This window comes from Streptomyces sp. WAC00040 (genome assembly GCF_056835925.1).
Window position 1 is genome coordinate 392,736 of the sequence record NZ_JAKQZE010000004.1, and the last position, 11,697, is coordinate 404,432.

An 11,697-nucleotide genomic window follows, 5' to 3' on the forward strand; every position below is an offset into this window, starting at 1 on the left:
CACGCCCTCTTGTCAGTACAATTTCACATTACTATGTTACCGGTCACATCCCGCTGCTCGGCCGACTGTTCACGGAGTGACCACTGATGGACAAGCGCACCTGCACCGCCATCGCCGCCGCCCTGGTGGCGACCTTCGCCCTCGGCGCGGCCGGCTGCTCCGGCGGTACGCGTTCCACCGACGGCAGGGACCGCGGGGCCGACCCCGCCCTCGCCAACCAGGGCGCCGTCATCGGCGGCACCCCCACGAAGGGCGGCACCCTCACGGTGCTGTCCAACCAGGACTTCACCCACCTCGACCCCGCCCGCAACTGGGTCATGGGCGACATGGACTTCGGCACCCGGCTGCTCTACCGCACCCTCGTGACGTACCGGGCCGAGCCCGGCGCCGGCGGCGGACAGCTGACCCCCGACCTCGCCACGGACCTCGGCACCTCCTCCGACGGGGCCAGGACGTGGACGTTCAGGCTCAAGAAGGGGCTGAAGTACGAGGACGGGTCCCCCATCACCGCCCACGACATCAAGTACAACGTCGAGCGGTCCTTCTCCCCCGACCTCCCCGGCGGCCCCGACTACGCGGCCCGCTACCTCGCCGGCGCCGACGGCTACCAGGGCCCGGCGAGGGGCAAGCACCTCGACTCCGTCAAGGTGCCCGACGACCACACGATCGTCTTCGAACTCCGCAAGCCCTTCGCGGAGTTCCCCTACGCCACCGTGCTTCCGACGTTCGCGCCGGTCCCTAAGTCCCGTGACACCGGCCCCCGGTACGACAGCCGTCCCTTCTCCTCGGGCCCGTATCGGATCGAGTCGTACGCCAGGGACAAGCAGCTGGTGCTGGTGCGCAACGCCCACTGGGACCCGGACTCCGACAGCGTGCGCAAGGCATACCCGGACAGGATCGTCGTGACGATGGGACTGAAGGGCAACCAGATCGACGACCGCCTCATCGCCTCCTCCGGCGCCGACGCCTCCGCCGTTCCATGGGGCAAGCTGCGCCCCGAGAGCACCCCCAAGGTGCTCACCAAGCCCGACGTCAGGGCACGACTGCTCGCCGAGTCCACCAATTGCACCGAGATGCTCCAGATGCACACCGGCCGTGCGCCGTTCGACAACATGAAGGCCCGCAAAGCCGTGCAGTACGCCCTCGATCGAGAGGCCGTCCTCACCGCATCCGGCGGTCCGGCGCTGAACGACCCCGCCACGGCCCTCATGCCGGGGTCCCTCTTCGGGGGCGAGCAGCCCGACACCCTGAAGATCCCCCTCACCGGTGACGTGGCGAAGGCCGAGCAACTCCTCAAGGAGGCCGGCAGCCCGGACGGCTTCGCCACGAGCGTCACCGTGTCAAGCGGCGACAAGGGCGTGGGCGAGGCGATCCAGCAGTCGCTCGGCCGGGCCGGGATCAAGGTCACCATCGAGACCGTCGACCCCTCCGCCTTCTACGACACCATCGGCGACACCGGGAACCGCACCGACCTCGTCTACACGGGCTGGTGCCCGGACTACCCGTCCGGCTCCACCTTCCTGCCCTTCGTCTTCGACGGCCGCTATATCAAGGAGAAGGGCAACTCCGGCAACCACTCCCTCTTCCGCGACCGGGCGACCATGAAGCGGATGGACGAGATCGCCGCAATGACCGATGCCCCACAGGCGGCCAGGGCCTGGCAGGACCTCGACGCCCGGATACTCGCCAAGGCCCCGACCGCACCCGCCGTCATCGAGCGCATGCCACTGCTCCTCGGCACCAACATCGCCGGCGCCTTCGGCCACACTTCGTTCGGCGGCCAGATCGACTACGCCACCGTCGGGCTCAAGAACCCGTCCCAGAGCGGCCGCTGAGGATCCGGCCTCTCATGGCAGCCACCGATTCCCAGACCCTTCTCCCCACGGGCAGCGGCCCCTGGCGGCTCGCCCGCGCGGAACTGCGCCGCCGGACTTCCGTGAAGCTCTCCCTCGCGGTGGTGGCCCTCTTCCTGTTCATGGCAGCGGCCGCCCCGCTGCTCAGCTCGCTGAGCGGCTGGGGCCCGGAAGAGTTCGACAAGAGCGCAGTGGACCCCTATCTCGGCGGGCAGCCCATCGGGCCGCTCGGCGGCGTCTCGGCGGAGCACTGGCTCGGCGTCGAACCCGTCACCGGCCGCGACCTGTTCGCCCGGGTCGTGCACGGCGCCCAGGTCTCCCTGCTCATCGCCTTCGCCGCGACCGCCCTGGTCGTCGTCACGGGTGTCGCGGCCGGGACCGCGGCCGGCTACTTCGGCGGCGGCACCGACGCCGTGCTCTCCCGGCTGATGGACCTGACCATGTCCTTCCCCTCCCTCATCTTCATGATCGCGATGATGTCCGTGGCCCGTGACGTCGACCGGATCGTGCTGATGACGGCTGTCATCGGCCTCTTCGGCTGGCCCGGCATCGCTCGTGTCGTGCGCGGACAGACGCTCTCGCTCAAGCACCGCGAGTACGTCGACGCCGCTCGCGTCTGCGGCGCCGGCCCCTGGCGCATCCTCACCCGCGACATCCTGCCGGGCGTGGCGGGGCCCGTCATCGCGTACACCACCCTGCTCGTCCCGGGGATGATCGCCACCGAAGCGGCCCTGAGCTACCTGGGCGTCGGTGTCCGCCCGCCTACTCCGTCCTGGGGCCAGATGATCGCCGAGAGCGTCGCCTTCTACGACACGGACCCGATGTACTTCATCGTCCCGAGCACCTGCCTGTTCCTGACCGTGCTCGCCTTCACCCTGCTCGGCGACGCCTTGCGGGACGTCCTCGACCCGAGGAGCGGCCGCGCATGATCCTTTACACGCTGCGACGGCTGGCCGCCGTCATCGGCGTACTGACCGCCGTCGCCGCCGTCACCTTCACCATCTTCTACGTCCTTCCCTCCGACCCCGCGGCCGCGGCCTGCGGAAAGGCGTGCAGCGCCGAGCGGCTGGCCGCGATCCGCGCCCATATGGGCCTCGACCAGCCGCTGTGGCGGCAGTTCTGGGAATTCGTCAGCGGCATCTTCACCGGCCGCACGGTGGGAAGCGGCCAGTACGCCCTTCAGTGCCGCTTCCCCTGCCTGGGCTACTCCTACGAGAACAGCGAGGCCGTGTGGGACCTGCTGACGGACCGCCTCCCCGTCTCCGCCTCGCTCGCGGTCGGCGCGGCGGCGCTGTGGCTGGCACTCGGTCTGGGCGCCGGCACGGTCGCGGCCCTGCGCAGGGGTACTCTCACGGACCGCGTCCTGATGGTCGGTGCGGTCGGCGCGGCCTCGCTGCCGGTCTACTTCACCGCGATGATGCTGATCTACGGCGTCGTCAGGGTGACGGGCCTGCTCCCCTATCCCCAGTACGTGCCCTTCGGCGACGACCCGGGGCGATGGGCGTCGAACCTGCTGCTGCCCTGGCTGGCCCTCGCCGTTCTCTACGCGGCCATGTACGCGCGCCAGAGCCGCAGTTCGATGATCGAGGCCATGGCGGAGCCGTACATCCGCACGGCCCGCGCCAAGGGCCTGCCGCGACGGACCGTCGTCGTCAAGCACGGCCTGCGCGCCGGCATGACACCGGTCCTGACCCTTTTCGGCATGGATCTCGGCGGATTGCTCGCCGGCGCGGTGATCACGGAGTCCATCTTCGGACTCCCCGGCGTCGGGCGGCTGTTCTACGGGGCGCTGTCCACCGGCGACCAACCGGTGATCCTGGGAGTGACCCTGCTCGCCGCCGCCTTCATCGTCGTCGCCAATCTGGCCGTCGACCTGCTCTACGCCGTCGTCGACCCGCGAGTGAGGCTGTGATGGCTGACGAACCCCTGCTGTCCGTACGGGACCTGACTGTCACATTCCCGACCGACGACGGCCCGGTCCGCGCGGTCGACTCGCTCTCCTTCGACGTCGGACGCGGGCGGACCCTCGGCATCGTCGGCGAGTCGGGCTCCGGCAAGTCGGTCACCTCGATGGCGGTGATGGGCCTGCACACCGGCGCCGCGGTCAGCGGCTCAATCACCCTGGAGCGCCGCGAACTGGTCGGTCTCGCCGAAAGTGAGCTGAACCGGCTGCGCGGCCGGAGGATGGCCATGATCTTCCAGGACCCGCTCTCCAGCCTGCACCCCTACTACACCGTGGGCGAGCAGGTGGCCGAGCACCACCGGGTCCACTTCGGCTCCCGCCGTGCCGCGTCCCGGCGGCGGGCCGTCGAGATGCTCGCAGAGGTGGGGATTCCGGAACCGCGGCGCCGGGCCGGCGAATACCCGCACCAGTTCTCCGGAGGAATGCGCCAGCGGGTCATGATCGCCATGGCGCTGGCCTGCGAGCCCGACCTGCTGATCGCCGACGAGCCGACGACTGCTCTGGACGTCACCGTCCAGGCCCAGATCCTGGAGCTGATCGCCCGCATCCAGCAGGAGCGCGACCTCGCCGTCGTGCTGATCACCCATGACCTCGGCGTCGTGGCACGTGTCGCCCACGAGGTCCTGGTCATGTACGGCGGAAGAGTGGCGGAACAGGCGCCCGTGGACGCGGTGTTCGCGACCCCGGCCCACCCGTACACGCGTGGTCTGCTCGACTCGCTGCCCCGACTCGACGACATCGACGGCGCCCCGTTGCGGGCGATTCCCGGCAGCCCGCCGTCGCTCCTCGCCCCGGCGCCCGGTTGCGCGTTCGCGCCGCGCTGCCCGCGGGCCGCCTCGGCCGGAGCCGAGGCGCGGGTGCGATGCGAGCGGGTCAGGCCCGGTCTGTCCGCCGTCGCAGGACGCAGTGTCGCCTGCCATCTTCCACCGGGCCCGGACGCGGCCCCGTATGCCCCGCCCAGGGAGGTCGCACCGTGACGAAGGACGACGCGCCAGGTCCCGTGCCATCACGGGCTGCTCGCGAACCACCCTTGTCGGTACGCGACTTGAGCATGACCTTCCCCGGCCGGCGAGGCCGCGCTGCCCGCCCCGTGCGGGCCGTCGACGGAGTCTGCTTCGACGTGGCGCGGGGCGAGACCCTCGGGCTGGTCGGTGAGTCCGGCTGCGGCAAGTCCACCACGGGGCGGATGATCGTGCGGCTCCTGGAGCCGACCGGTGGTTCGGTCACGTACGACGGCCGCGACATCAGCCATCTCTCCCAGCGCCGGCTGAGACCACTGCGGCGGGAGATCCAGATGGTGTTCCAGGATCCGCACTCCTCTCTCAACCCGCGCCAGACGGTGGCCCGGATCATCTCCGATCCCCTGCTGGTGCAGGGCACTCCGGCGACCGAGGCGCGCCGCAGGGCCGCCGAGCTGATGGAGCTCGTAGGGCTGATTCCCGAGCACATCGACCGCTACCCCCACGAGTTCTCCGGCGGCCAGGCCCAGCGCATCGGCATCGCCCGCGCACTGGCCACGGGTCCGCGCCTGATCGTCGCGGACGAACCGGTCTCGGCGCTCGACGTCTCCGTACAGGCCCAGATCATCAACCTGATGGAACGTCTCCAGCGGGAACTCTCTCTCGCCTACCTCTTCATCGCCCATGACCTCTCGGTGGTCAGGCGGGTGTGCGACCGGGTCGCCGTGATGTACCTGGGCCGCATCGTCGAGATCGGCCCCAAGGAACGGGTGTACGCCGCCCCCGCCCACCCCTACACGCGGTCCTTGCTCTCAGCGGTACCGCTGCCCGACCCGGTCGGTGAGCGGACCCGTGAACGCATCACCCTGCTCGGCGATCCGCCGAGTCCGGCGTCTCCACCGCCAGGCTGCTCCTTCCATCCGCGCTGCCACAAGGCGCAGCGGATCTGCCGGACCGAGGCGCCGGATCTCGCGCGACCGGCAGCCGGCGACGTCCGTCAGGTGGCATGCCACTTCCCCGAGGCTTCCTGAAGTACCGGCACGACCGTGAAGCACGGTGCACGGGTCTTTACAGTGCCATTTCACATTACTACGTTACGCATCACATAGCGCCGGTAGCTTCAACCGGCGCTCACGCCAAGGCAGTTGACGCCCGAGGCGCCTTCCGCCGCACAGCGCATCTGTTGCCACCTCCCACACAGGAGCCGATGTGTTCCAGTCCAGAAATCCGCGCCGACCTCTGCGCCCGTTCGCGCGCGGATCACTGCGCGCAGCCCTGATCACCGCCGCGACGGCACTCACGCTCTGCGTGACGGCCGTCCAGCCCGCCCCCGCGGCCGAGCCCGCGTCCGGGGCACCCGCCGCGGACGCGGGCTCCTCCGGGGCACCCGCCGCGCCTTCGGCGATACGGCCGGCCTCCGCGCCGAACCCCACGGACCGGGTCGACCGCCTGGCGAAGGCCCCGGACCGGGCCGCCCTTCCGCTCCCCGCGCCGGGCGGCCTGACCGGCGGCCGCATCCCCGGGCCTCGTACACCCGAGCGGAAGGGCGGGGCGAAGGAGCCGCAGGCCGCCCTCGGCGCGGCGGCAGCGCCCTGCACACTCGACGGCGTCACGGGCCTGCCCCCGGATCGGTTCGCCGACTTCCTCGCCGACCCCGCCGTCACCGCCGACGGCTGCCTGCGGTCGGTCCTGTGGACCTGGGACCGGCGCCTCGTCCCCGTCATGTCGGACGCGCACGTCCAAACCGTTTCCCGCCGCGTCACCGCACTCGCCGCCTCCCACGACGGCAGGAACGGCAGCCACCTGCTGGAGATGTTCACGTACCTCCACGCCGTCGCATACCACGACTTCTCGCGCGACGAGATCGACATCACCGACGCGCCGACCCTGAGCACCATGCGCCGCGCCGTCGCCGCCTTCGGTGCGGCGACCCGCACCTTCGACGCCACCCGCACCAACGCCGAGACGCTGCGCGAGGCGCTCTACGCCGCCTCGGCCCCCGGCCTGCGCCAGTACCAACTCCCCCTGGTCAAGCGGGTGCTGGCCACCATGGACGCCCGGCACCCCGACACCGCCCAGGACACCTCATGGGCCGGCGCCGCCCTCGCCGCGCTCAGCCTGAACTACCTCGGCGTCTACCCCGGCAACCAGGACACCGCCTTCCACGCCGCGGCGAAGGCCGCCCCTTCCTACAGGGCCGCCTTCAGGTCGTTCGCCACGCACACGCATCTCAAGGACAGGCCCAACGCCTGGGTCGTGCGCGACGCGCTGAGCGAGTACGGCCGCTTCGGCCAGATCGACGGGCTGCGCACCGGGACCGTCTCCGGCCTCGGCACTCTCCTGGGCGTCACGGCACGCACCTTCGGTGACATGAGCGACCCGTGGGCGAAGGTCGCCACCTGGCTGGGGGTGTACGAGGCCTGCGCCCCCTACCGCGTATGCAAGTCCGACATCGAGAAGCGCCTCTTCCCGTACACCTACGTCTACGGTGTCGACGCCGTCGACCGCATCAAGGTCCGCACCGGACTCGCCCGGGCCACCGTCGACCAGCTGTACTACGCGAGCAAGCAGGTCAAGGCGCAGTTCCACCGTGTGGTCGGCAGCGAGGAACCGCTCGCGGGCGACCCCAACTCCGCCCTGAACATCGTCCTGTACTCCTCCCGCAAGGAGTACGAGATCTTCCACCCGCTCCTGACCGGCATGGGCACCGACAACGGCGGCATCTACATCGAGAAGGGCGCGACCTTCTACACGTACCAGCGCCGGGTGCCGCAGGACTCCTCGCTGACCCTGGAGGAGTTGTTCCGCCACGAGTACGGGCACTACCTCAACGGCCGGTGGGCGGTGCCGGGCTTCTTCGGCGAGGGTCCGTGGTACGAGGGCGACCGGACCACAGCGATGGACGAGGGCACCGCCGAGTTCTTCGCCGGCGCCAGCCGCAGCGACGGCGTCAAGGTCCGCAAATCGCTCGTCCAAGGCGTCATCGACGACACCGCGAACGGCGGGCCGCGCATGACCGTGGACCGGCTGCTGCACGCCACGTACGACGGCGACGGCTTCCGCTTCTACGACTACGCGGGCACCTTCTTCGAGTTCCTCTGGACACAACGGCCCTCCCTGCTGGGAGACATGTACCGCACCCTGCGCGCCGACGACCCGGCCGCGTTCGACGCCTGGCGCGACAGGCTCGGCAAGGACGCGGGGCTGCAGAGCGCGTACGACGCCTTTCTCGACGCGCAGATCGCCCACGTCGACGACCTGTTCGTGCCGGACACCGCCTATGTGCCGCTGGACCAGCTGCGCGACGGCTCGGCCGACGAGGTCCGCGCCTCCTTCTCCGCGACGACCGGCAGCACCCCGGCCTGCCGGGGCAGCGGCACGGCCGAGCGTCCCCGGTTCGTCTGCACCGGCCGCATCACCGCGCACCTGACCGACGCCGGCGACGCCGACCTCGTCTTCAAGGACATGTCCGAGACGGTCGACCACTTCCTCCTCGACCGTGCGGCCGGCGGTGACAACAACCTGATCGACATGAACTGCTCGTTCGACGACGTGGACATCTGGTCCGGCGGACGTGCGGGCACATCCGACTACAGCTGCGAGGGTCCCCTCCGCGGCTGAGACGCCGCACGAGGCGCTCCCGCCGCGAGAGCACACCCTTGCGCCGTGCACCCGCGCGCGTCACCGCCCCACACGGTGGCGCGCGCGGGCCTTTGAGTCACACGCCCGCACGATCACGATCGGCGCTTGTCCTCGCGCACGGCTGCTCGAGCGCTCCTCGGGTGCGCAGGCCTTCGACGTGGCGCGCGCCGTCACCGGAGACTGGTGGCACGGGCCCGGGCACGCCGACGAACGGATCTGGCCGGCCCGCCGGCGCCGATCCCGGCTGGTGGGAGGTAGCCGCCGAGCGACCTGGTCACCTACCCCGAGACCGTCGCCCTCGCACGCCTGCTGGCCAACCGCCCCCTGCAGCAGCGCACCGTCACCGCGTCGCGCCGCCATCTCCCCTACCGGCTGGGCGAGCTGCCCCGGCTGCTGGCCGAGCTCGCCGACCAGCTTGGGCGGCCATGGCTCGCCCACCACCTCGCCACCATCACCCACGGGCCACTGTTCACCTGGGTGCACTCCTGCGTCCAGGTGTAGTCGAACCCGCGGGACGCCGTGCGCTGGATGCCGTAATCGAACTTCGGCCCGCACTTCATGCCCTCGCCGGGCAGGATCTCGCCGGTCTTGTACTCGGCCTCCGCCGAACCGCAGTCGACGATCGTCGGCACCGGCTTGCCCTGCGGGCCCTGCACCTTGACGCAGTCCCCGACCTGCGGCTCGTGAGTCTTGTCTTCCTTGTTCTGGGCGACAGCCTCGGCTTCCTTCTTCGCCTGACCGCCGTTGGGGTTGGTGTTGTAGTCGTACACCCAGTAACCGACACCACCGACTATCGCCAGGAAGATGACCATAGTGAGGAGCAGTTGGAGCACGTTCCCTTGCCGCGGCCGGTTCGGGCCCCCAGCCGCCGGCTGTTGGGCTGCCCGTAGGGATGCTGGTAGGACGGCGGTGTGGACATGGTGACCCCCATGGATCGGATACGGCAAGGGAAGGGTCGCAGCGACGACCGCTCGCAGGCTACAGCCCGGGGACTTACGCCCCGACCAGCCACCTTGGCCCAACTGCGGTGTGCGGACGCAGCGGTTGGCCCAAGCTCGGTGCGCGGGAAGACGTAGGCGCCGGGGCGCCGGCGCCAGATGCGTGATGACTAGTTCCGCCGCTGCCAGGCGTAGCCGAGGGACTCGGCCAGCTCCCGGCCCCCGCCCGTCAGCGTGGCGTACGTCGTGGGGTCGGTGCTCTCCAGCCGCTCCACCGCCGCCGCGGCCTGCGCTCGGCCGGGCGGCCGTCGTCGGGCAGCCGCCACTCGAAGATAAGGCCGGGGCCGTCCCCCTCTTCCGGTCCCGGCGGCGCCGGGACGGGCGTGCGGAGGGCGGAGGAAGGTCACGCTGACGGTGTCCGGGTCGCGCCATCCGGTGGCCGCATCCATCGGATGCCCCAGCGGGCCGTCAGCTCCGGCCGCTCCCGCAGGGCCGCCGTGATCCGCCGGGCGGTGCCGCGGGCCGGCCAGCACCACGCGTCATCGTCCCGGGCCCGCAGGACCTCGACTTCGTAGGCGGCGGTGTCGAAACGCAGCTCGGGCGGGGCGCTCCGGCCGCCCCGCGCCAGCCGCCCCAGACGGCCTCGTCGCCGTCGCGGCGGACGTCACGTAGACCACCGAGTAGTACCTGAACATCGTCGGATACGCCCAGTCATGGGCGAACCTGCGCGCCTTCCACCACCACAACTCCGGCGGACCGCTCTTCCGGCTGTGACGTCCCACGGACCCACGCCTCCTTCAGACCACCTGGACGGGCCAGGCGCCCCGGGCACCGGTTCTTCGGACCCGACCCGCGCCGAGCCCGGAGCGTTCGACCTCCCGGAAGGAACGGAAGCATAGTCCCGGTGGCCTACTCGTGGTCTGTGCAGAGGTGGCCACTCAGGGCCACACATGCCCACTCTTCCCAGGCGTCGGGGGACCAGCCCCGGTCGCGGACAAAGATCAGGTATAGCTCCGGACTGAGCAGCCCGTACAGCAGGTCGGCGGCGCGGGCGGTATCGACGTCGGGGCGGGCGTCGGGCTTGGAGGTCAATGCCTTGGCTGCGGCGTGCTGGACGGTATAGCGCGGGTCAGGGCCGACGGGCCACTGCGCGGCGATCTCCGGGTCCGTGGCCGCCGCAGCCGCGATCAGCGGCATGATCGGGGCGACCCGGCCGAGGATGTCGCGTACGCCCCGCACGTGGATGCGCAGTTGCCCGGCCGCAGTGGGTTCGGCGCACGCCGCGCGGAACCAGTCTCGGTCCATCGTGGCGACCGGCTCGGCGTCGCCCGCGATCGACGTGTCGACGACGTCCTTGAACAGCGCGCGCTTGTTGCGGAACACGAAGTACACGGTCTGGACTGCCACGCCCGCGCGATCCGCAACCTCCTGAAGGCTTGTCGCACCGTACCCCTGCGCGACGAACAGCTCCCGCGCCGCCGCAACGATCTTCTCGCGGGTACGCCGCGAGCGCTCAGCCCTCTTGTCGGGGCGCTTGACGTTCTGTCCGTCGGATCCCTTGACCACATCCATGCCGAGAGTCTATCTCTAGAGTCAGACATTAGAGATGGACTCTAATATCTTGGAGGCGTAGCGATGAATGAGACTCGGACTGCTGCAGAGCTCGACCAAGAGGCTTCTGTGCGCGGCGTGTTGGAGGACTTCTACCGAGACGGTAAGCCGCCGTGGGACAGCGGTGTCACGCCGCCCGAACTCGTGGCCCTGATAGAGGGGCCCGGCGCGTTGACGGCGGGCCGGGTGCTCGAACTCGGCTGTGGCACCGGGACCAACGCGGTGTACCTGGCCCAGCACGGCTGGCAGGTGACCGCCGTCGACCTGGTCGACCGCGCGGTCCGGCAGGCGAGGGAGAAGGCTGCCGCGGCCGGAGCGGACGTCACGGTGCTGTGCGCGGACGCCACCCGACTCGACGAGGTGGGCGTGCCCGGGCCGTACGACCTGTTCTTCGACCTGAGCTGCTACTGCGGGATTCCACCGCACCGCCGCGACGCCTACACCGCCGGCGTCACCAAGCGCGCCGCCCCCGGTGCACGATTGCTGATGTTCGGCTACGGGCCCGGGGCGTTTGACGACTCGTGGTCCGGCGTCACTGCGGACGAACTCAACACCAGGTTCACTGGATGGCAGCTGGTCGACGTGACGCCGGGCACGAACCCGGTCCCGACTTTCTGGTTCACACTGCGCCGCGCCGCCGCATGAGTTGGGCTGGCCGCGCCGCCGTATGAGTTGGGGCTGCAAAAGAAGCAGTGTGACTCCGATCATGGCGGATTGCACCTGTGACCAGC

At 70.4% G+C, this 11,697-nt stretch carries 10 protein-coding genes; 7 read left to right on the forward strand and 3 right to left on the reverse strand.

Translation table 11 applies throughout. The features are described from left to right. The first annotated feature begins 86 nt into the window (after positions 1-86). From MDN94_RS32260 to MDN94_RS32285, 6 genes are all read left to right on the forward strand, one after another. Complete coding sequence (locus MDN94_RS32260) at positions 87-1,835, forward strand: ABC transporter substrate-binding protein (RefSeq protein ID WP_482729384.1); 1,749 nt, start codon at positions 87-89, stop codon at positions 1,833-1,835. A 14-nt stretch (positions 1,836-1,849) separates the two neighbouring features. Beyond that, positions 1,850-2,782, forward strand: a complete 933-nt coding sequence (locus tag MDN94_RS32265) for an ABC transporter permease (RefSeq protein ID WP_482729385.1) — start codon at positions 1,850-1,852, stop codon at positions 2,780-2,782. Next, positions 2,779-3,765, forward strand: coding sequence for an ABC transporter permease (locus tag MDN94_RS32270; protein ID WP_482729386.1), 987 nt, complete (start codon positions 2,779-2,781; stop codon positions 3,763-3,765). Before MDN94_RS32265 ends, MDN94_RS32270 begins: the two co-directional genes overlap by 4 nt. After that, complete coding sequence (locus tag MDN94_RS32275) at positions 3,765-4,793, forward strand: ABC transporter ATP-binding protein (protein WP_482729387.1); 1,029 nt, start codon at positions 3,765-3,767, stop codon at positions 4,791-4,793. The genes MDN94_RS32270 and MDN94_RS32275 overlap by 1 nt, the downstream gene beginning before the upstream one ends. A 74-nt stretch (positions 4,794-4,867) precedes the next feature. Next, positions 4,868-5,806 carry an ABC transporter ATP-binding protein gene (locus tag MDN94_RS32280; protein WP_482729388.1) on the forward strand — a complete coding sequence of 313 codons (939 nt, stop codon included), beginning with the start codon at positions 4,868-4,870 and terminating at the stop codon, positions 5,804-5,806. 178 nt (positions 5,807-5,984) lie between these two features. Further along, a complete protein-coding gene (locus MDN94_RS32285) occupies positions 5,985-8,396 on the forward strand; it encodes a collagenase (protein WP_482729389.1) in 2,412 nt (803 codons plus the stop codon). A 386-nt stretch (positions 8,397-8,782) separates the two neighbouring features. Here the strand turns inward: MDN94_RS32285 and MDN94_RS32290 are convergent, their stop codons facing one another. The 3 genes from MDN94_RS32290 to MDN94_RS32300 all read right to left on the reverse strand — a co-directional run bounded on the left by MDN94_RS32290 (position 8,783) and on the right by MDN94_RS32300 (position 10,927). Next, the gene (locus MDN94_RS32290; protein ID WP_482729390.1) at positions 8,783-9,250 is read right to left on the reverse strand and encodes an LppU/SCO3897 family protein; all 468 of its coding nucleotides are present in this window, start codon (positions 9,248-9,250) and stop codon (positions 8,783-8,785) included. 275 nt (positions 9,251-9,525) lie between these two features. Beyond that, positions 9,526-9,681 carry a hypothetical protein gene (locus MDN94_RS32295; RefSeq protein WP_482729391.1) on the reverse strand — a complete coding sequence of 52 codons (156 nt, stop codon included), beginning with the start codon at positions 9,679-9,681 and terminating at the stop codon, positions 9,526-9,528. Positions 9,682-10,264: 583 nt separating this feature from the next. Beyond that, positions 10,265-10,927 (reverse strand): TetR/AcrR family transcriptional regulator, encoded by a 663-nt coding sequence (locus MDN94_RS32300; protein WP_482729392.1) that lies wholly within the window; start codon positions 10,925-10,927, stop codon positions 10,265-10,267. A gap of 63 nt (positions 10,928-10,990) precedes the next feature. Between MDN94_RS32300 and MDN94_RS32305 the strand changes: the two genes are divergently transcribed. Next, positions 10,991-11,611, forward strand: a complete 621-nt coding sequence (locus MDN94_RS32305; RefSeq protein WP_482729393.1) for a class I SAM-dependent methyltransferase — start codon at positions 10,991-10,993, stop codon at positions 11,609-11,611. Positions 11,612-11,697 lie beyond the last annotated feature (86 nt).